The organism is Ruegeria sp. BJ6 (assembly GCF_056537885.1).
Map to the genome: position 1 here is coordinate 452,865 of NZ_JBQFSG010000002.1, position 18,831 is coordinate 471,695.

19 protein-coding genes are annotated in these 18,831 nt (G+C 59.8%); 10 read left to right on the top strand and 9 right to left on the bottom strand.

The features are described from left to right. Positions 1-6 precede the first annotated feature (6 nt). Entirely contained in the window at positions 7-408 is a 402-nt protein-coding gene (locus tag ACR0D6_RS07515; protein WP_480765038.1) for a DUF1499 domain-containing protein, read from the top strand. On the opposite strand, the gene ACR0D6_RS07520 is transcribed toward ACR0D6_RS07515, so the two are convergent. Then, positions 349-636 (bottom strand): hypothetical protein, encoded by a 288-nt coding sequence (locus ACR0D6_RS07520; RefSeq protein WP_170652159.1) that lies wholly within the window; start codon positions 634-636, stop codon positions 349-351. The genes ACR0D6_RS07515 and ACR0D6_RS07520 overlap by 60 nt on opposite strands. A gap of 61 nt (positions 637-697) precedes the next feature. Here ACR0D6_RS07520 and prfA point away from each other — a divergent pair, with 61 nt between their 5' ends. The 3 genes from prfA (at position 698) to ACR0D6_RS07535 (ending at position 3,440) form a co-directional block, all read left to right on the top strand. Further along, the gene (gene prfA / locus ACR0D6_RS07525; RefSeq protein ID WP_480765247.1) at positions 698-1,753 is read left to right on the top strand and encodes a peptide chain release factor 1; all 1,056 of its coding nucleotides are present in this window, start codon (positions 698-700) and stop codon (positions 1,751-1,753) included. Continuing rightward, positions 1,750-2,595: a peptide chain release factor N(5)-glutamine methyltransferase gene (gene prmC / locus ACR0D6_RS07530; protein WP_480765039.1), complete on the top strand. Its 846-nt coding sequence runs from the start codon at positions 1,750-1,752 to the stop codon at positions 2,593-2,595. The genes prfA and prmC overlap by 4 nt, the downstream gene beginning before the upstream one ends. Before the next feature lie 239 nt (positions 2,596-2,834). Beyond that, positions 2,835-3,440, top strand: a complete 606-nt coding sequence (locus ACR0D6_RS07535) for a DUF4167 domain-containing protein (protein ID WP_480765040.1) — start codon at positions 2,835-2,837, stop codon at positions 3,438-3,440. Positions 3,441-3,529: 89 nt separating this feature from the next. On the opposite strand, the gene rsmA is transcribed toward ACR0D6_RS07535, so the two are convergent. The 5 genes from rsmA to lptG form a co-directional block, all read right to left on the bottom strand. Beyond that, positions 3,530-4,372, bottom strand: a complete 843-nt coding sequence (rsmA, locus tag ACR0D6_RS07540; RefSeq protein WP_480765041.1) for a 16S rRNA (adenine(1518)-N(6)/adenine(1519)-N(6))-dimethyltransferase RsmA — start codon at positions 4,370-4,372, stop codon at positions 3,530-3,532. An 84-nt stretch (positions 4,373-4,456) separates the two neighbouring features. Continuing rightward, positions 4,457-5,422, bottom strand: coding sequence for a 4-hydroxythreonine-4-phosphate dehydrogenase PdxA (pdxA, locus tag ACR0D6_RS07545; RefSeq protein ID WP_480765042.1), 966 nt, complete (start codon positions 5,420-5,422; stop codon positions 4,457-4,459). Then, a complete protein-coding gene (locus tag ACR0D6_RS07550) occupies positions 5,419-6,672 on the bottom strand; it encodes a peptidylprolyl isomerase (RefSeq protein ID WP_480765043.1) in 1,254 nt (417 codons plus the stop codon). Before ACR0D6_RS07550 ends, pdxA begins: the two co-directional genes overlap by 4 nt. Further along, entirely contained in the window at positions 6,663-8,831 is a 2,169-nt protein-coding gene (locus ACR0D6_RS07555; protein ID WP_170652171.1) for an LPS assembly protein LptD, read from the bottom strand. The genes ACR0D6_RS07550 and ACR0D6_RS07555 overlap by 10 nt, the downstream gene beginning before the upstream one ends. Next, positions 8,831-9,931, bottom strand: a complete 1,101-nt coding sequence (lptG, locus tag ACR0D6_RS07560) for an LPS export ABC transporter permease LptG (RefSeq protein WP_480725327.1) — start codon at positions 9,929-9,931, stop codon at positions 8,831-8,833. The genes ACR0D6_RS07555 and lptG overlap by 1 nt, the downstream gene beginning before the upstream one ends. 230 nt (positions 9,932-10,161) lie before the next feature. On the opposite strand from lptG, the gene ACR0D6_RS07565 reads away from it, so the two are divergent. Genes ACR0D6_RS07565 through ACR0D6_RS07575 form a run of 3 tightly spaced genes read left to right on the top strand, consistent with a single transcriptional unit; the run spans position 10,162 to position 13,178 of the window. Then, positions 10,162-11,631: a leucyl aminopeptidase gene (locus ACR0D6_RS07565; RefSeq protein ID WP_480765044.1), complete on the top strand. Its 1,470-nt coding sequence runs from the start codon at positions 10,162-10,164 to the stop codon at positions 11,629-11,631. A 2-nt stretch (positions 11,632-11,633) separates the two neighbouring features. After that, positions 11,634-12,092 (top strand): DNA polymerase III subunit chi, encoded by a 459-nt coding sequence (locus tag ACR0D6_RS07570; protein WP_480765045.1) that lies wholly within the window; start codon positions 11,634-11,636, stop codon positions 12,090-12,092. A 39-nt stretch (positions 12,093-12,131) separates the two neighbouring features. Beyond that, positions 12,132-13,178 carry an aldo/keto reductase gene (locus tag ACR0D6_RS07575; protein ID WP_480765046.1) on the top strand — a complete coding sequence of 349 codons (1,047 nt, stop codon included), beginning with the start codon at positions 12,132-12,134 and terminating at the stop codon, positions 13,176-13,178. Between the two features lie 52 nt (positions 13,179-13,230). On the opposite strand, the gene ACR0D6_RS07580 is transcribed toward ACR0D6_RS07575, so the two are convergent. Beyond that, a complete protein-coding gene (locus ACR0D6_RS07580; protein WP_480765047.1) occupies positions 13,231-14,217 on the bottom strand; it encodes a GlxA family transcriptional regulator in 987 nt (328 codons plus the stop codon). Between the two features lie 132 nt (positions 14,218-14,349). Here ACR0D6_RS07580 and bcoG point away from each other — a divergent pair, with 132 nt between their 5' ends. The 3 genes from bcoG to ACR0D6_RS07595 all read left to right on the top strand — a co-directional run bounded on the left by bcoG (position 14,350) and on the right by ACR0D6_RS07595 (position 17,582). Then, the gene (bcoG, locus tag ACR0D6_RS07585) at positions 14,350-15,267 is read left to right on the top strand and encodes a 3-dehydrocarnitine:acetyl-CoA trimethylamine transferase BcoG (RefSeq protein WP_170652183.1); all 918 of its coding nucleotides are present in this window, start codon (positions 14,350-14,352) and stop codon (positions 15,265-15,267) included. 93 nt (positions 15,268-15,360) lie between these two features. Then, on the top strand, positions 15,361-16,824 hold the full coding sequence (locus tag ACR0D6_RS07590; protein WP_480765048.1) for a carnitine 3-dehydrogenase: 1,464 nt from the start codon (positions 15,361-15,363) through the stop codon (positions 16,822-16,824). Further along, complete coding sequence (locus tag ACR0D6_RS07595) at positions 16,821-17,582, top strand: SDR family oxidoreductase (protein ID WP_480765049.1); 762 nt, start codon at positions 16,821-16,823, stop codon at positions 17,580-17,582. The genes ACR0D6_RS07590 and ACR0D6_RS07595 overlap by 4 nt, the downstream gene beginning before the upstream one ends. Positions 17,583-17,621: 39 nt before the next feature. On the opposite strand, the gene ACR0D6_RS07600 is transcribed toward ACR0D6_RS07595, so the two are convergent. Together ACR0D6_RS07600 and ACR0D6_RS07605 are read right to left on the bottom strand one after the other, a co-directional pair. Further along, positions 17,622-17,804, bottom strand: a complete 183-nt coding sequence (locus tag ACR0D6_RS07600) for a hypothetical protein (protein ID WP_170652189.1) — start codon at positions 17,802-17,804, stop codon at positions 17,622-17,624. 100 nt (positions 17,805-17,904) lie between these two features. Further along, positions 17,905-18,771 carry a helix-turn-helix domain-containing protein gene (locus ACR0D6_RS07605; RefSeq protein WP_480765050.1) on the bottom strand — a complete coding sequence of 289 codons (867 nt, stop codon included), beginning with the start codon at positions 18,769-18,771 and terminating at the stop codon, positions 17,905-17,907. Positions 18,772-18,831: the final 60 nt, after the last annotated feature.

Genomic DNA, 18,831 nt, shown 5'->3' on the forward strand with positions numbered 1-18,831 from the left:
TGGAAAATGACCTTACTTCTGGTGCTGATTGTTCTGGTCGCTGGCCTTGCAGGTTATGTTCGGCTGGCCCCATCCGATACGGCGCGCTGGCATATAGCGCCCAGAGGCGATGAAAGTCGGGATTTCAAGGCAGGTGTTCTGCGTGTGATCGACACCGGGCCGGACGGTCTGGCGCGACTGGATGCCATTGCCAGCAACTCCCCGCGCACCACGGTTCTGGCAGGTTCAGTGGACGAGGGGATGATCACTTATGTCACCCGCACCAAGGTGATTGGTTTCCCGGACTACACAACGGTGCAGCAGGATGGTGACACGTTGCGTATCTATGGGCGGTTGCGCTTTGGGCGGTCAGATTTCGGGGTAAACAAGCAGAGGGTTGATGGGTGGATCGCCCTCATGCAGCCTTGAGGACAGGCACCCCTCCTGTACTTCGCGCCACATCGGGACGTTCAGCGACATCTGGCATTGTGCCATGAACATGCGGCCATCGACCTGCAGGCAGATCATTTCCCCCAACTCGACGCGGGTGCCTGATTTATCGGTGCAATAACAATCCTGCACCTTGCCGCCGGGGCCGGTGACGTCCGAAAATGCGGGCGAGGCGCAGAGGATCAGGACAAGAACAAGCCGTTTCATGGGATCAGCTTAGCACGAGGCGGCCCTTGACCAAAGCCTCGGGATGATAGACACCGCGCGGATGGTCCCTGAAGAACGTCTTGAACAGATCACTCAACGATTCCAATACCTCGAAGCTGCCATGGCAGATGGCGCATCGGGCGGGGATATTGCGGCTTTGGCCAAGGAATATTCCGAGCTCAAGCCCGTGGTTGAACAAATCCAGCACTGGCGGCAACTGATGGCCGATCTGTCCGAAGCGCAGGCGATGCTGGACGACCCGGACATGAAGGAACTGGCCGAGGAGGAAATCCCCGAGCTTGAGGCCCGCATTCCCGAGGCTGAGCATGCGCTGCAGCTGTCGCTGCTGCCACGGGACAAGGCGGATGCCCGCCCGGCGATGCTGGAGATCAGGCCAGGTACCGGAGGGGACGAAGCGGCGCTGTTTGCAGGTGATCTGCTGCGGATGTACCAACGCTATGCCGAAACGCGGGGCTGGCAGTTCGAGATTATCGAGGAGCAGGCCTCGGATCTGGGCGGCATCAAGGAAGTGGTGGCCCATATCAAGGGTGACAACGTGTTTGCCCGGATGAAGTACGAATCTGGTGTTCACCGCGTCCAGCGGGTGCCGGAAACGGAAAGCGGCGGGCGCATTCACACGTCGGCGGCCACAGTGGCGGTTCTGCCCGAGGCCGAGGACGTGGATATTCAGATAGACGCCAATGACCTGCGTATCGACACGATGCGTAGTTCGGGCGCGGGCGGTCAGCACGTGAATACGACCGATTCGGCGGTACGGATCACCCATGTCCCGAGTGGTATCGTGGTGACCAGTTCCGAAAAGTCGCAACACCGCAACCGCGAGATCGCAATGCAGGTTCTGAAAACGCGCCTCTACGATCTTGAGCGGCAGCGGATTGACAGTGAACGGTCTGCGGATCGGGCCAGTCAGGTGGGTTCGGGTGACCGATCGGAACGCATCCGCACCTACAATTTCCCGCAAGGCCGCATGACGGATCACCGGATCAACCTGACGCTTTATAAGCTGGATCAGGTTATGCAGGGCGATTTGGACGAAGTAATCGATGCGCTGACCGCGGATGATCAGGCCCGGCTGCTGGCCGATATGGCACAATGACCGGGGCTTTGACAGCGGCGCAGGCCATGGTTGCGGCAACCGCGCGGTTGCGGGCGGCAGGGGTTGATGACCCGGCACGTGATGCGCGTCTGCTGCTGGCGCACGCGGCGCGGATCGAGGCCAGCCGCGTCACCCTGATTGCACCGGACGAGCTGTCGGCGGAAATCGTGGAACGCTATGACCAGCTGATTTCACTGCGCGCAATCCGGGTGCCGGTATCGCACTTGCTGGGTGAGCGCGAGTTTTACGGCCGCCGTTTCCGTGTAAGCCGCGATGTACTGGACCCGCGCCCGGAAACGGAAACGCTGATCGAGGCGGCGCTGAGCCATCCCTTTGACCACGTGCTGGATCTGGGGCTGGGGTCGGGGTGTATCCTGATCACACTGCTGGCAGAACGGACCAGCGCCACCGGGGTCGGCGTGGACCTGAGCGAGGCAGCCTGTCTGCAGGCCAGTGCTAATGCCGTTCAGAATCAGGTGCAGGACCGGCTGGAGATCGTGCAGTCGGACTGGTTTGAAAATGTTGAAGGCCAGTTTGATCTGATCGTGTCTAACCCGCCCTACATATCGGCGGACGAGATGGAAAGCCTGTCGCGGGAAGTGCGTGAGCACGAACCGCGCATGGCGTTGACGGATGAGGGCGACGGGCTGGGCGCCTTTCGGCGTATTGCCGCCGAGGCGCCGGATTTTCTTATGCCGGGTGGGCGGTTGCTGGTGGAAATCGGCCCGACGCAGGCACGAAAGGTGGCGGCGTTGTTTGACGCGTCCGGTTTGTCGGGAATCCGCGTTATCGCAGATCTTGATGGTCGCGACCGGGTTGTCGGCGCCTGTATGCCGGGGTGACGGGATGGATTGAGGCCGAAAAACGCCAATTCAGGTAAAAAAGCTGCGAAAATTTCGGCAACCCTCTTGTCTGCGTCGTCAGGACGTGCTTACTCAGAGTAGTCGGTGAGGGCGACGCTTTAACAGCGAACCTCCGACGCCAAGCCCAAAAAAGTCGACAACGAGTCACGAAATCGGCCTCGAAATGGCGCAATGTACGGGTTGATCGACAGTGAATTACAAGGCTGACGTTAAATAAGATGAGATCTTCCAAATCCCGCTCGCGGGCAAAGAACAACCGCAATCGTCCTTCTGGCGGCAACGTCGTGAACAGGGTCTTCGACAGCTCGGGACCCGAAGGTAAGGTGCGCGGCACGCCCCAGCAGATCATAGACAAATACAATCAACTGGCGCGCGACGCACAGCTGTCGAACGACCGCGTGGCCGCAGAGAATTTTCAGCAACATGCTGAGCATTACCTGCGTATGCTAAGCGATGCTCAGCGCGAGATTGATGCGCGCCGGGAAGAACAGGAACGGCAGAACCGTGAACGGCAGGCCGAGCGTGACCGTGAACGGGCCGAGAAGCAGGAACGCGAGTCGGCGGCCACAGCTGCACGACAGGCCGATCCTTCGGAAGCGCCGCAACCTGACGTTCTTGGCTTTGCCGATCAGCCCAGCGGGGCGGATACGGGGCTGGTCGAAACCCCCGAGAGCAAAAGCCCAGAGCCAGAGGCGGCTGAACCCAAGGAGCGCAAGGAAAAACCTGCGCGCCGTCCGCGCACGCGCAAGCCCAAGGCCGCGCCTGAACCTTCGGAAAAGGCTGAGGTTTCAGGCGACGGTGATGCACCGGAAGCGGCTGAATAACTGCTAGCAAACTGTATTGCGAAAAATGTGAAGTCCCGGTCTTTTGGCCGGGATTTTTCGTGCCGATCGCCGGGAATGCGTTTTGGGCGTTATGGCTTTTGAATTTCCCTGGCCAGAGCACAAAACCCTTCCAGTGGAATTTGCTCGGCCCGGTCTGTAGGGGCAATACCGGCGGCGCGCAGGCGGTCTTCGATATCCGGTGCGATACCCTTGAGTGAGGCGCGCAGCATTTTTCGCCTTTGATTGAAGGCGGCCGCCACGACCCGCGAGAGTGTGCCTGCATCCGCCGGAAAGCGGGGTTCAGGCAGGGCAGTCAGGTGTACAACCGCGCTGGACACCTTGGGGGGCGGGGTAAACGCGCCCGGTGGCAATGACATGGCGATGCGCGCCTCGCTGCGCCATTGTGCGAGAATAGCAAGGCGGCCATAGGCCTTGGAGCCGGGTCTGGCCACGACTCGTTCGGCCACCTCACGCTGGAACATCAGGGTCAGGCTTTGCCAGAACGGCGGCCATTGCGGCGGCGTGAGCCAGCGCACCAAAAGCTCGGTCCCCACGTTGTAGGGCAGGTTTGCGGCGATGCGGACAGGTGGCGTCAGGTGTTGTGACGGGTCGATTTCGAGAGCATCGCCGTTGATGACCTCAAGCCGTCCGGGGTAAGCGGCGGCGATATCTTCGAGAGCGGCAATGCAGCGTGTGTCTTTTTCGACCGCAACCACCTTCCGCGCGCCTTCGGCCAGAAGGCCCCGGGTCAGACCACCGGGACCGGGGCCGATCTCCAGCACGTCGCAGTCAGTCAGGTTGCCAGCCTGTCTGGCGATCTTGGCGGTCAGGTTGAGGTCCAACAGGAAATTCTGCCCAAGCGACTTGCGCGCGGAAAGCTGGTGGGTCGCGATCACTTCGCGAAGGGGGGGAAGGTTGTCTATTGCGCTCATGGTCTGATCATCGTGGCGTGGAACGGCAGGGGGGCGCCATAGATTTTTTGCCTCCGGCGGGGATATTTCCGGCAAGAGGAAGGATCAAGCCCTTTGCGCCATCTGTTGGGCCAGTTTCAGCGCCTCGATCAGACTGGTAGGGTTGGCGATGTTCTGTCCGGCGATATCGAGGGCTGTGCCGTGATCAGGCGATGTGCGGATGAAGGGCAATCCCAGTGTCATGTTTACCCCCCGGTCGAAATCCAGCGTTTTGATCGGGATCAGCGCCTGATCGTGGTACATCGCAATCGCTGCGTCGTATCGCGCCCGGGCTGCCGCGTGAAACATGGTGTCGGCGGGATGAGGGCCGGTCACTGACAGTCCTTCGGCCCGCATGTTTTCAAGCAGGGGGGCGATCCAGTCGATTTCTTCGTTCCCCATCTTGCCGCCTTCACCTGCATGGGGGTTGAGACCGGCAACGGCAATTCGGGGCGTTGGTATGCCGAATTGATCCTGAAGTCCGCGTATCGTGATTTCTGTGATTTCACGCAGCAGTTCCGGTGTCAGGACAGATGGGACGTCGGACAGGGCGATGTGGATGGTGGCAGGAACGACACGCAGCTGGTCACTTGCGAGCATCATGACCACGCGCTTTTTCCCGGCCAGAAAGGCAAGGAATTCGGTGTGTCCCGGGTGCGGGAAGCCTGCGCCGTCGATCAGCGCTTTCTTGTGAATTGGCGCGGTGCAGACAGCCGAGGCTTTGCCGGACTGAACCAGCGTCACCGCTTTTTCGATGGCCTCTATGACAAAGGGTGCGTTTACCGGGTCTGGCAGACCGGGTTGCACCGGAGCCGAGAAGGTTAAGGGCAGTACCGGCATCGCATCGGCGCAGCGCGCGGTGGCCTCGGCAGGGTCGTGCACAAGTGTGATCGGCGTCGCCGCGGGCAGATGCCGCGGATCGCCAATCCAGACGAAGGGGCAGGTGTCCCGCAACTGCTCCCACGCCTTTCCCGCGATTTCCGGGCCGACGCCTGAGGGCTCACCGCAGCTCAGTGCGATAGGCGGGATCATTGTTCGACGATGTGGGCATCCGCGCGCAGCTGTTCCAGCTGGCTTTCGGCGAAGGCTTGCAGGCGCTGCTGAGTCAGGGCGTTGGCGATATCCTGGCGCGATGTTTCCTCGCCCAGATCGCGGGTTCGGTTGCACAGCATCAGGAGAACCAGTGTCTGACCGTTGTTGCGGGTCAGAGTGGTCGAGATTTCGCCCGGATCAAGCTTGCCCAGTTCCAACGCGATATCGCGGGGAATTTCCGACGGGCTGGCTGAGACCCGGTCGAGAACCTCGGCGGGCTGTTCCTTGGCTACGCCGTAAAGGTCGTCGCAAGTATCAACGGTCGCTATAATTTCGGCGGCTTGCTTGAGCGTTTCCGGGCTGCGACCGCCTGCCATATAGTAGGTTGCGTAGTCGATTTTCGAGAAATTTGGAGCCCCGGTCGAGACTTCGCGCAAGCCACGCATTTGAAACAGCGCCACGGCATTGGGCAGGGTCAGCGGCGACGTGATCTCACCTTTGTTGAGACCAAGGATCACAGGCTGTAGGGCCGGGGGCAAATTGCTGAGCGGCAGCCAGTCCAGCCGACCGCCATTGGCCCGGGTGTCGGCCGCGGAATATTGCGCGGCGGCGGCAGAAAACGAGTCGTAATCGGGCAAAAGCGCGATCTCTTCCGCCAGCGCCTCGGCCTGACCCAGCGTTTGCGGGGTTACCGGAATGATGATTTCAGACAGCAGAACCTGCAGGCCGCCACCGCCCGCCTGACCCATAGCGCGGTCGACTTCGGCCTCGGTCGGTCGGGCTTGGGAAATGAAGCGCGCGCTTACGTAGTCGCGCCAGGCCATCTGAATTTTAACAAAATCCCGAACGGTTTCCGTTGCAATGCCTTCATTGTTCAGAAGCCTCAGGAAGTCCTCGGTCGACAACTGACCACGGGCGGCAAAGTCGTCGATTCCGACCTGAACGTCTTCGGGCGGGATTTCGATACCGGCATCGCGGATTGCCTGCTGCCGCAGGCGGTCGTCGATCAACGCCTGACGCACCTCGGCCTCGGAACCGCCCGGTATGCGCAGTATCTGCATAAACTGCAGACGCTGGTCCAGTTCATACCATGTCACGATATCCTGATTGACCCGGATTGCCGGTGAAAACAGGCTTTGAGCGGTGGCAGGCAATGATGTGCACGCAAAAAGAGCTGCGGTCAGCACAGGCATTGCCGGTTTCAGCCAGCGGGAAAGAGTGATCTTTGAGAGTCCTGAGATTAGCTGCATGATTTTTTATACTTCTTGCCACCACCGTTAACGGCATATCCAGTCAGGGCAATGGTAAAGCCGAATTCCGTTGTCGGCTCAATACTCGAGTTGGACGTATAGCGCCGATTCACGTTCATGTTTACTGCTACGCATTCATTTTGATAGGTCAAACCGAATCCGAGCCTGATCGGTTCGGATTCGCTGAGATCGTAGCGTGCACTTGCTCTGGTAAGCCAGTTTTGATTGATCTGATATCGCCCGGCTACGCGGACTTCGGAAATCTCATCCGTCAGGGCCTCATCCGGGTCTTCCTCGAGCCAGACATAGCTGCCTGACAGGCGCACTACTTCGTTCCCCCACGTACTGCGCACTTCTGCCTTGGTAAAGTTCATGTCACCGTTGAGGATGCCGCGGGCGGCCAGCGAGAATTTTCTGTTCAGTTTGAGCTGACCGGCCAGCAGCAGGTCAGAGGATGTGCCCTGAAGGCCGGATGTCAATGTGAATTCGGGGTCCGCTTTGTTTCGAAAAACCTGACCGATTGTGGCGAATGCCTCCCAGCCATCGGGATTGTAGCGCGCCCAGTTCAGGCCCACGACGGCCGTCGAACCGTCTTCGCGATGGTCCTCGGCCGGAAAACGCGAAAGGGACAGCAGGTTGCCCTGATCGAATTCCTGAAAGTTGCTTTCGTCATTGGGCACATCCGTGTTTGTCACGTGTGTCCAGCCGATTTGCGCAATAGGTTCGAGGTGCTGCGTGGCCCCGGACTTTTCGCGTTTCACCATCGGGTATCGGAGCGTAAAGGCCGTTCTTGGAGTGGATCGGGTAATGCGATCCGGAAACTGGCTGTCGTCGCGAATATTGAATGTGTCGACCGAGGCGCCGATCCGCCAGTCTGCACGCAGGCCCGAGTTCCAGATCCAGCTTTTCAGCCATTCCGCGTCAAAGGTTGCCCGCGCGACGTCGCGTCCGATGATGTCCTGATCGCTGGTGCGTTCATGATTGTGCGCGATAAAGCCCAGTCGAACTTCTCCGCCTAACTGAGTGGGAAAATAGCGTTTCCGATAGTCCAGATCGAATACCCGGGATGGGATCAGATCCTGCGGTTCGCGATCGCGCAGGGATTTGTAGTGGATGAATCTGGTGCGGAATGCGGTATCACGTTTGATCCGCTCCAGAGAGATTTCGCTGCGCAGGCGGTCCAAGTCGGGAAGCCCGTAGTCAGCCAGATACGAGTCGTCGGACGTGGCTCGCAGATCGAACCGCAGTTTGAAGTCGTTCTTCAGGTTGAACCGGCCGCGCGCGAACAGGTAACCACGATCCTGACCGGGCAGCAGGTCATCCTGAGTATAGGCGCCTTCGACGTCGATCCGGCCGTTTCGAAAGGCCTGCCTGTACCGAAAGCCCAATGTCGTTGTTTTGTCCGAGACATAGGGCGTCAGCGTCAGGTCCTTGTGATCGCCAATCTTGAAGAAATAGGGCACCTGAACGCCGGTTCCCAGCTGCGACGTGGTTCGGATCGACGGAACCAGGAACCCGGTGGCGCGGTCCAGCGTCGGGTCCGGTAAACGCAAAACCGGAAAGTAAAATAGCGGTACGTCCAGAACGCGAAACTGAGCACCTTCGAAATAAAGCTGCTGTTTGACCTGATCGTGCGTGACCTTGCGTGCACGGATCTGCCAAAGGGGCGGTTTGCCGTTTTCACAGACATGGCAGGACGTGGCCGTCACTTTGCTGAATTGCGTATAGCGCCCGCCGGCCCGCGTGGCTTGTACGGATGCGATCTGAACCTGCTGTTCAAAAACCAACCGTGCGCTTTTCAGGATGCCGTTCTGAAACCCTGAATCCAGTTCTGCGGAATCCGCGAGCAGGGTCGACGTACCACGTTCGTCAATGCGGATCGGCCCTTCGATCGTCAGTTGGCCGGTTTCTCTGTCATAGGTGATTTTACGGGCCGTCAGTTTTGTTTCGCCCTGATAGGCCTCGACGTTGCCTTCGGCGATCAGCTTGCGCTCTCTGGTGATGAAAACCTTGTCGGCCACCAGCAGGGCCGGCGGGTCTGCTGGTTGTTCGGTTTCGTCACCTGCCGCGCTGCGCGGATTGGCATTCTGCGCAAGGGCAGAAGAGATCGGGGTCACAAATACGACCCCCGACAGCAATAGGGATACCAGCCGCCGCATCATCCATCCTCCGCATGAAGCAGCAGGCCCAGTGACAGCAGGATGGCCGCAACCGGAGGTGCCCATGCGGCAACCAGAACAGGAAGCTGTCCGTTTTCCCCCAGTATTTGCGCGAAATTGCGGACGAAATAGATCGCGAAACCCAAAAGAACGGCGGTCAGAACGGCAATGCCGGTGCCCCCGAATCTGACGTGGCGCATGGTAAATACCGCTCCGATCAGAACCATTGAAACCAGAAAGAGCGGTCTGGCCAGCTGGACCTGCAGCCATACCTCATATTGCTTGGTGGTGAACCCGGCCTGCCGCAGATCCTTGATGAGTTGGGGCAAGTCGTAGACTGACACTGCGTCTTGCTGCCCCAGAGAGTCCAGAATCCTGTCACGCGTTAGCGACGTGGGCAGTTCCAGTTGTTTGTATCGCGTGGCGTTGGCCTCGGGGTTGAGACCATCCTGCAGCGGCCAGGATTTGGCATTCGTCAGAATCCACACGCCATCACCAAGGCGTGCCCGGCTCGCGGCGATCTGTCGGGTCGGTTTGCCGTCTGGCGAGAAGGCGGTGATGGTTACCCCGTGCAGTTCGAATTCACCCTGATCACCGGTTCCGGTTGCATGAATCACCGACTGGCCGGATTCGGTGCCCTGCCGCAGCCACAAACCTTCGCGACTGATGGACAGTGTGGAGCCGCCGCCGTTCAGGTACCCTTCGGAAAGCTTTCGGAACTCTTCCGAGGTGGCCGCCACGATTGGGTTCAAAAGCGCAACGGACAGCGCCCCGATGATCAGAGATACCACAACAGGCGCAATCAGGGCACGAATACCAGAGCGCCCGATGGCACGGGTCACCACCAGTTCCGAGCTGCGGGCCAATCCGATGAACAGGGCGATGGTGGACAGGATCATCAGCAGCGGCAGCATTTCGCTGACTGCTGCCGGCGTATTCAGAAGGGTCAGCTGGACCAGCTGTCCAAAGCCGAGGTCGGCCTCGTTGAATCGGCGCACCTGTTCGATCAGGTCGATCAGCATGATGAGGGTCAGGAAAACGCCGCCGATCATCAGAAAACTCTGTATGAATCTGCGGGCGAAGTAGCGGTCGAGGATCACCGGGCGACCTCCGCCACATTGCAGTTCGCGGGAATCACAGAACAATCGCTACAGCGGCAAATACTGCGCGACGGCATATGCCTGCCGTATGGTGCCAATGCGATCTCCCCGGAGCCTGCCAGTTATTTTGCGGCGACCATAATCGAATTGTCTGGCGGGGAAAACTGCTATCTGGTCAAGTCGGGCGGGGCAGGCTACCTCTGGTGCAAACAACATTTCTGGAGCAAGCGATGAGCAGTTCGATCCCGATCCGTTTTCAACCGACAGACCTTGATCAGATGGCCACTGCCGAGGGGCGCGTTGCCATTGTGATACCACCCGAGGGCAAGATGGACCCCGGTGCGCGCAGGGCCAACAGGTTGACACGGGGTGCCGTTGCCAGACTGCTGGAGAGCGAGCGGTTCGAAAAGGCCAAGGCTGGGCAGGTGATCTCGTTGGCGTGGCCGGGCGGAATGGCGGCCGAGGCGCTGGATGTTCTGGTTTTGCCGCGTCGTGCCGATAGCGAAGAATGTCGCAAGGCCGGTGCGGCGCTTGCCAAGGCTGCGGGTGCAAAGCCGCTTTTGGTCATGGCGGGCAATCAGCCCCGGATCGAAGATCTGGCCGCCGGTATCGCGTTGCGTACCTATGATTTTGACGCTCACAAGACCAAAGAACCGGAAGAGCGTGGTGTGGTGACAATCTGTCATAGCAAGCCGGATGACGCCGAGGCGGCCTTTGCCCCGCTGCAGGCGGTGGCCGAAGGTGTCCACATGACGCGCGACCTGGTCAACGAGCCTGCAAATGTTCTGACCACGACCGAATTCGCCGACCGCCTGAAAGAGATGGAGGCGCTTGGACTGAAGGTCGAGGTACTGGAAGAGGATAAGCTGGCCGAGCTGGGCATGCGCACATTGCTGAGCGTCGGGCAGGGGTCCGAGAGCCCCTCGAAGGTCGTAGTGATGCACTGGAACGGTGGCGACAAGGATGATGCACCGCTGGCGCTGGTCGGCAAGGGTGTGGTGTTCGATACCGGTGGCATTTCCTTGAAACCGTCGGCCGGCATGGAAGACATGACCATGGATATGGGCGGCGCGGGTGTTGTGGCCGGTACAATGCGGGCGCTGGCGCTGCGTAAGGCCAAGGCAAATGTCGTTGGCCTTGTTGGGCTGGTGGAAAACATGCCGTCGGGAACCGCGACCCGTCCCGGGGATGTGGTGAAGTCGATGAAGGGTGACACCGTCGAGATCATCAACACCGACGCCGAAGGCCGTTTGGTTTTGTGCGACGTCATGTGGTATGCGCAGGAGCGGTTCAACCCCGTCGGTATGATCGATCTGGCAACCCTAACCGGCGCGGTCATCATTGGGCTGGGGCATGAAAACGCTGGCGTATTCTCGAACAATGACACCTTTTGCGATGCGTTCCTCAGTGCGGCAAAGACCGAAGGGGAAGGTGCGTGGCGGATGCCGTTGGGTAAGGCCTATGATGATATGCTGAAGTCGCGGATTGCCGACATGAAAAATGTGGGTGGGCGACCGGCCGGGTCGATCACTGCCGCGCAGTTTTTGCAGCGCTTCGTCAAGGAAGAAACGCCGTGGATTCATCTGGACATCGCCGGTGTCGCCTCGGTCTCGTCCGAAACCGCCTATGCGCCCAAGGGTGCCACTGGCTGGGGTGTTCGCGCGCTCAGCCGCATGGTGCAGGATAACTTCGAGCAATAACCATGGGGGCCGTCTATTTCTACCATCTGACCCAACGACCGCTGGAGCAGACCCTGCCGGTACTGCTGGACAAGGCGCGGCAGGCTGGGTGGCGGATTGCAGTCCGGGGCGTCGACCCCGGACGGCTGGATTGGCTGGACGAAAAGCTGTGGCTGGGACCCGAAGAAGGGTTCCTGCCGCATGGCCGGGCGGGCGGGCCGCATGACCAAATGCAGCCCGTCTTGCTGACGACCGACAAGCAGGCGGCCAATGCGCCCTCGTGCGTGATGGCCATTGATGGTGCCGGGGTCGATCCGGAAGAAGTTACCGCGTTGGAGAGGGTCTGTATTCTGTTCGATGGCACCGACCCGCAGGCCGTTCAACATGCGCGAGGCCAGTGGAAGGCGCTGACGGGTGCGGGGTGTGCGGCGCAATACTGGTCCGAGGAATCGGGGCGTTGGGAGAAGAAGGCTGAGGCCTGAAAATCGAAACCCGACAAAGACTTGCAGGAGAAACCTGATATGAAGATGAAGCCTTTGGGCCGCAGCGGCATGATGGTGTCCGATTTGTGTCTGGGCACGATGACATTCGGCACGCAGACATCAGAGCCGGTGGCCCATGCGCAGATGGATCTGGCGCTGTCCGCCGGTATCAACTTTGTCGATGCGGCCGAGATGTATCCGGTAAATCCGATTTCGAAAGAGACTATTGGTCGGACCGAGGAAATTCTGGGCAACTGGAATGCGGCAAACGCTTCTCGCCGCGGTGATTATATTCTGGCGACCAAGCATTCGGGTGCCGGGTTCATGCATGCGCGCGATGGGGCGCCGATCTCGGGAGAGACAATTCCGCAGGCAATTGAGGGCTCTCTGCAGCGGTTGAAGACAGATTACATCGATCTGTACCAGTTCCACTGGCCCAATCGCGGCAGCTATATGTTCCGGCAGAACTGGACTTATGATCCGTCCCGGCAGGATAGGGCGGACACGTTGGCGAATATGGAGGAGTGCCTGGAGGCCCTTCAGCATCAGGTGGACAAGGGCAACATCCGCGCGTTCGGATTGTCGAACGAAAGCGCATGGGGAACCGCGCAATGGTTGCGGTTGGCGGAAGCAAACGGATGGCCGCGCGTTGCGTCGGTGCAGAACGAATACTCGCTTCTGTGCCGGTTCTTTGACACCGACATGGCCGAGCTGAGCGTGCATGAGGATGTGGGCCTGATGGCCTTTTCACCTTTGGCGGCAGGATTTCTGACGGGGAAATATCAGAATGATGCGGTGCCTGACGGATCGCGAATGTCCCTGGTGCCAGAGATGGGCGGTCGTAAATCTTATCGTGTTTTCAGCGCTGTCTCGGCATATCTTGAAGTTGCTGAGCGTCACGGGCTAGACCCAGTTCACATGGCTTTGGCATGGTGCCGCACACGACCCTTTATGATGTCGGCCATCTTTGGTGCGACAACGCTTGCGCAGTTGGAGCACGTTCTGGAGGGAGCCGGAATGGAGCTGTCCGAGGACGTGCTGGCCGAGATCACTGCAGCCCATCGGACGCATCCGATGCCCTTTTGAGGGTATCGCGGCAGTCCGCGATTCCCCCAAGTATTTGCAAACCGTAAAAGTGTCAGTGGTGCGTGGGTTGTCGGCGATCCTGTCTCAGGTCGCGAGCGGACAGGCCATGTGTAGTGCGGAAGGCTCGGGCAAAGCTGGATTGTGAAGTGAAGCCCGTGGCCAGCGCGACCTCCATCAGCGGCATGTCGGTGTCGGCAACAAGACGGCGGGCCTCGGCCAGACGTAGTTGCAGATAGTGATCCTGTGGTGTGGTGTCGAGGCGCAGGCGGAACTGCTGCTGCAGAGTTCGGGGGCTGGTGCCCAAAGTGTTGGCAATTTCCGCAAGCGGCATAGGATCGTCCAGCGCCGCCTCCATCAGTTTGTTTGCCTTTGCCGTCAGTGCGTTGTGACGGTGCGGAGCGCCGGTGCGGCTTTGCGGTTTTGTGGGCTCGGGCGCGCCGTCGTACAGAAAAAGGCCGGATACGCGGGCGGCAAAGCCTGCTCCATGGCGGGCGGCAATGATGTGCAGCATCATTTCTATCGCCGGTATCGCACCGCCGGAGGTCAGCCGGTTTTCAGAGACGGTGAAACGGTCGGGCAGGACGGTGACATCGGGAAAGCGGCCGGCGAAATTGTCCAGATCCTCCCAGTGGGTGGTCGCGGTGTGGCCGTTCAGCAGCCCGGCCTCGGCCAGCAGCCAGGGGCCGCCGTCTATTCCGGCCATCGTGGCGCCCGTGGCGGCAATGCGGCGCAGTCCGGCAAGCAGGCTGGGGGTGGCGTGGCGGGCCAGGTGAAACCCCGCCACAACGATCATGAGTTCACAGGAATCAACCCGCGCCAGCGGAATGCCCGGAACGGTCAGGGCGCTGGTCAGTTGTGCGGGCTGCGCGGTGGCGGTCACATAGTCCCAATCAAAGGCGGGACGGTCCGCCAGCCGGTTCGCCGCACGCATGGGGTCAACGGCGGACGCGAAACTGAGCGTGTTGCAATCGTCCAGCACCAGCACCGCCGTTTTAAGGGCGCGGTGTTCCGGCTGGAGTATGTTTTTTGCGGATTTCATCAAGTTCGATTCGCATTCTGACAAGTTGTTTCCCTAAGGCTGCGCCAGAGTCGATCGTGAAGCAAATCGGAATCCGGGGAGAAGCCTGGGGAAAACTCTGGGCGAATCCGGGTATAACTTGGGGAAAACGTCATGCCTCTGGAAATGAACCGCGAAGTCTTTATCACCTGCGCCGTCACCGGCTCGGGTGGAACGCAGGATCGCAGCCCTCATGTGCCGCGCTCGCCTCAGCAAATCGCCGACAGCGCGATTGCTGCCGCCAAAGCCGGTGCGGCGGTGGTGCATTGCCATGTGCGCGACCCGGAAACCGGTGCGCCCAGCCGTCGGCTGGACCTGTATCGCGAGGTGACCGACCGTATCCGCGATGCGGAGGTCGATGTGGTGTTGAACCTGACCGCAGGCATGGGCGGCGACATTGTATTTGGCGGCGTCGAGAGCCCTTTCCCGGTGAATGAAGCGGCTACCGACATGATCGGTGCCTCCGAGCGCGTCGCGCATATCGCGGAATGCCTGCCCGAGATCTGTACGCTGGATTGCGGCACCATGAACTTTGCCGAGGCTGACTATGTAATGACCAACACGCCCGGCGCGTTGCGGGCTATGGGTCAGATGATGACCGATCTTGGCGTGAAGCCCGAGATCGAGGCGTTCGATACCGGCCATCTGTGGTTTGCCAAGCAACTGGTGAAAGAGGGCATTCTGGAGCCCAATGCACTGGTGCAGCTTTGCATGGGTGTGCCGTGGGGTGCGCCGGATGATCTGAACACCTTTATGGCGATGGTGAACAACGTGCCCGATGACTGGACTTTCAGCGCGTTTGCGTTGGGGCGCAACCAGATGGCGTTTGCCGCGGCATCGGTTCTGGCTGGTGGAAACGTGCGTGTGGGGCTGGAAGACAATCTGTGGCTGGACAAGGGCGTTCTGGCCGAGAACTGGCAACTGGTCGAGCGGGCGAACACCGTTGTTTCGAACATGGGCGCGCGGGTGATCGGCCCGCAGGAAGTTCGCGAAAAGCTGGGTCTGACCAAGCGGGCGCCGGTGGCGAAATAAACCAATCCCACGGGGGAAATTGGGGGCCAGCCGCCAAACCCCCGGGATATTTTGGGCAAGAGGAAGAACCGGGCGGTTCTCAGAGGAATTCGGATGCAAACAGCAGCAATCATCGGTGGTGGTGTGATCGGCGGCGGATGGGCCGCGCGGTTTTTGCTTAGCGGCTGGGATGTACGGGTTTTTGACCCGGACCCGGAGGCCGAGCGCAAGATTGGCGAGGTTCTGGACAATGCACGCCGGTCGCTGCCGGGACTGAGCGACGTCCCGTTGCCACCGGAAGGCACGTTGAGCTTTCATGACGACATGGCAGATGCAGTTCGCGGCGCTGTCTGGATTCAGGAGAGCGTGCCGGAACGGCTGGATCTGAAGCTGAAGGTTTACAAGAGCTTGCAGGAAGCTTGTGAACCGGATGCGATCATTGGTTCCTCCACCAGCGGGTTCAAGCCGTCGGAGTTGCAGGAAGGCGCGCTGCGCCCGGAACAGATTGTGGTAACGCACCCGTTCAATCCGGTTTACCTGTTGCCACTGATCGAACTGGTGCCAACCGACAGGAATGCACCCGAATTGGTTGAACGCGCCAAGGAACTGCTGACCTCGGTCGGGTTCTTCCCGCTGCATATCAAGAAAGAAATCGACGCACATATTGCCGACCGGTTCCTCGAGGCGGTCTGGCGCGAGGCGCTGTGGCTGGTAAGTGACGGCATTGCCACGACCGAAGAGGTGGATGAGGCAATCCGCATGGGATTCGGCATCCGTTGGGCGCAGATGGGTCTGTTTGAAACCTATCGCGTGGCCGGGGGCGAGGCCGGGATGCGGCACTTCATGGCGCAGTTTGGCCCGGCGCTGAAATGGCCCTGGACCAAGCTGATGGATGTGCCCGAGTTCACCGATGAACTGGTGGACCTGATTGCGGACCAGTCGGACGCGCAATCCGGGATGCATTCGATCCGGGAGTTGGAGCGTATTAGGGACAATAACTTGGTCGGAATGATGCGCGCGCTCAAGAAGCAGGATTATGGCGCGGGTGCGGTTCTGAACCAGCATGACACACGGTTGCGGTCCGGGGCATTGCCGACGCTTGATGAGGCGGATCTGAGTCAGCCAATCCTGACACTTGCCCGTGCTGTGCCGCTGGATTGGACCGATTACAACGGGCATATGAACGAGGCCAAGTATCTGGAAGCCTTTTCGCTGGCCACGGACCGGTTCATGGAAATCATCGGATGTGATGCGGAGTATATCGCGTCGGGTGGCAGCTACTTTACCGCCGAAAACCATATCCGCTATCTGGATGAGGCCCATGCCGGGTCGAAAATTGAAGTGCGGACCCAGATGCTGTTGGGTGAAGGTAAAAAACTGCACCTTTTCCACAGCATGTTTGAGGATGACAAGCTGCTGGCCACGACCGAGAGCTTTTTGTTGCATGTCAGTCTGGAAACCCGCCAGTCCAGCCCACCTTCGGCAGACATCCTGACCGCATTGGCACGGATCACCGAAGCACAGGCCGCGTTGCCTTATCCAGAAGGGGCGGGCCGCGCGATCCGGAAGCCGGCGTGAACCAGCGCGTACTGATCACTGCCGGTGCTTCGGGTGTCGGTCGGGCGATGGCCGAAGCCTTTGATGCGTCAGGGGCTTCGGTATGGGTCGCGGACGTGGACAACGAGGCTCTGAAAGCGTGCCCCGGACATTGGCAGCAGTCTGTCGCAGATGTCTCGGACGAAGCGCAGGTTGCAGCGCTGTTTGCCGAGATTGAGGCGACATGGGGTGGGTTGGATGCACTCTGCGCCAATGCCGGGGTCGCGGGGCCCACCGCGCAGGTTGAGGATGTGGAACTGGACGATTGGCGGTTCTGTCTGTCGGTCAATCTGGAAGGTGCATTTCTGTGCTCGAAATACGCGGTCAGGATGTTAAAGCGTCAGGGCAGTGGAAGCGTGATCATCACATCCTCTACCGCCGGTCAGTACGGGTATCCCAATCGGTCGCCTTATGCGGCGGCTAAATGGGGGATGGTCGGGCTGGGAAAAACTCTGGCCATGGAATTGGGGCCGCATGGCGTCCGGTGCAACGTGATTTGCCCCGGAGCTGTGGAAGGCCCCCGCATGGAGGGTGTCCTGCAGCGGGAAGCAGCAGCGAAGGGTATGACCCGTGATCAGGTCTATGACGGCTATGCATCCGGTACGTCGATGGGGCGTTTCGTCGAGGGGCGGGACATTGCCAATATGGCCGTGTTCCTTGCATCTGACGCCGCGCGTCTGGTGTCAGGGCAGGTGATCGCGGTGGACGGGCATACGGTGAACCCCGACCCGAAAGTTTAGATTGAGATACCCGGCCCGTTCAGGGGCCGGGTGTACGGATCATCCCTGATTGGGGCCGCGAATCTGGCGGATTGCGCGGCGCACCGCTTCCCAATCCTGTGCTTCGCTCGCATTTCCGGCAGCCTCGCATTCGCGCATTTTCTGGGCCGCTTCAGCCTCGGCCTTGTCGCCGTGTGCGGTATAGAGCGCCCGCGCATACTCTGCGGTCTTGAGTGCGTCCATTCCTTTGATCCTCCGTTTCTGTTCCGAGTGGATGGATGTGGCAAGGGTTCGCGCCCGAGGACTATACTACAAGACCGTTCACTCTGCACGTCAGACGGTATCAGGGTTTGGTTATGGCTGCCCGAAGCTGCGTCAGGTGGGCGGGTAAATGTCTGGCGGTCAGATCAGCTTCGCGTACTAACGTGTCGAAATGACGGGTAAAAACCTCGACCCGATCCCTGTCCCTGAACGCCATATAGTGGCTGCCTGCATAAAAGACGCACAGCAACGGCCCAAAAATCGTGACCGGAGCCGAATACAGGCGTTTGGCGTCGAACAGATAGATGCGCAGGCGGGGATAAAGCTGTTCGCACAGAGCCAGCAGGTGATCGATCTGTTCCAGCCGTACATCCAGCGGAAGGCCATGGTAATAGCCGGTCGCGTTGGCAAAACTGTCGAGTTCGAACAGGGGCATGGCAATCTCGTAATCAGATTGTGCGCTGCGCATCCATGCAAGCCGGTCTTCGGACGCCCTGATTGCCTGATCGGCGGTTCTGCCCAGATGCGGAGTGTATTCCCATTCCAGAACCGCGCGTGTCTTAAGCATGTCGGGCAGGGTGGCCGGGACATAACGGATCTTGTAGCCCGCGGCCTGTTGATGCCATTCGAATATCTTTTCATCGACCAGCGCGCGTGGCGCTTCAGTCATGGTCAGCGAACTGGCCAAAAGTTCCGCCGCACTTTCCGGACGATCCGAGATGCTGAGCAGCCAGTCGGCGGATACGCCAAGCGTTTCTGCACAACTGCCGATCACATGTGCATTCGGCAGGCGCGCACCGTCGTCTGTCAGCAATTGGGAGACCGTTGATCGGTCAACCCCGATACTGCGGGCAAGGGCGCTTTGGCTGACATGCCGTTCTTCCATTGCGCGCGCCAGTCGCAGGCGAAATTGTGCCGCGCGGACACGTTTGTCGATTCTGTCCAACATATGGTGATAAATATCACCTTTGCTGAGTTTTGTTAATCATATTCAGAATTCTCAACGCCC

What these genes read in the sequence shown, in the direction of transcription:
- ACR0D6_RS07580 (WP_480765047.1), bottom strand. Translation starts at nt 14,217, where the DNA reads ATGAAATCCGCAAAAAACATACTCCAGCCGGAACACCGCGCCCTTAAA.
- ACR0D6_RS07555 (WP_170652171.1), bottom strand. Translation starts at nt 8,831, where the DNA reads ATGCGGCGGCTGGTATCCCTATTGCTGTCGGGGGTCGTATTTGTGACC.
- ACR0D6_RS07550 (WP_480765043.1), bottom strand. Translation starts at nt 6,672, where the DNA reads ATGCAGCTAATCTCAGGACTCTCAAAGATCACTCTTTCCCGCTGGCTG.
- ACR0D6_RS07600 (WP_170652189.1), bottom strand. Translation starts at nt 17,804, where the DNA reads ATGGACGCACTCAAGACCGCAGAGTATGCGCGGGCGCTCTATACCGCA.
- ACR0D6_RS07535 (WP_480765040.1), top strand. Translation starts at nt 2,835, where the DNA reads ATGAGATCTTCCAAATCCCGCTCGCGGGCAAAGAACAACCGCAATCGT.
- ACR0D6_RS07605 (WP_480765050.1), bottom strand. Translation starts at nt 18,771, where the DNA reads ATGTTGGACAGAATCGACAAACGTGTCCGCGCGGCACAATTTCGCCTG.
- ACR0D6_RS07515 (WP_480765038.1), top strand. Translation starts at nt 7, where the DNA reads ATGACCTTACTTCTGGTGCTGATTGTTCTGGTCGCTGGCCTTGCAGGT.
- ACR0D6_RS07565 (WP_480765044.1), top strand. Translation starts at nt 10,162, where the DNA reads ATGAGCAGTTCGATCCCGATCCGTTTTCAACCGACAGACCTTGATCAG.
- ACR0D6_RS07570 (WP_480765045.1), top strand. Translation starts at nt 11,634, where the DNA reads ATGGGGGCCGTCTATTTCTACCATCTGACCCAACGACCGCTGGAGCAG.
- pdxA (WP_480765042.1), bottom strand. Translation starts at nt 5,422, where the DNA reads ATGATCCCGCCTATCGCACTGAGCTGCGGTGAGCCCTCAGGCGTCGGC.
- prfA (WP_480765247.1), top strand. Translation starts at nt 698, where the DNA reads ATGGTCCCTGAAGAACGTCTTGAACAGATCACTCAACGATTCCAATAC.
- prmC (WP_480765039.1), top strand. Translation starts at nt 1,750, where the DNA reads ATGACCGGGGCTTTGACAGCGGCGCAGGCCATGGTTGCGGCAACCGCG.
- bcoG (WP_170652183.1), top strand. Translation starts at nt 14,350, where the DNA reads ATGCCTCTGGAAATGAACCGCGAAGTCTTTATCACCTGCGCCGTCACC.
- ACR0D6_RS07590 (WP_480765048.1), top strand. Translation starts at nt 15,361, where the DNA reads ATGCAAACAGCAGCAATCATCGGTGGTGGTGTGATCGGCGGCGGATGG.
- rsmA (WP_480765041.1), bottom strand. Translation starts at nt 4,372, where the DNA reads ATGAGCGCAATAGACAACCTTCCCCCCCTTCGCGAAGTGATCGCGACC.
- ACR0D6_RS07575 (WP_480765046.1), top strand. Translation starts at nt 12,132, where the DNA reads ATGAAGATGAAGCCTTTGGGCCGCAGCGGCATGATGGTGTCCGATTTG.
- ACR0D6_RS07520 (WP_170652159.1), bottom strand. Translation starts at nt 636, where the DNA reads ATGAAACGGCTTGTTCTTGTCCTGATCCTCTGCGCCTCGCCCGCATTT.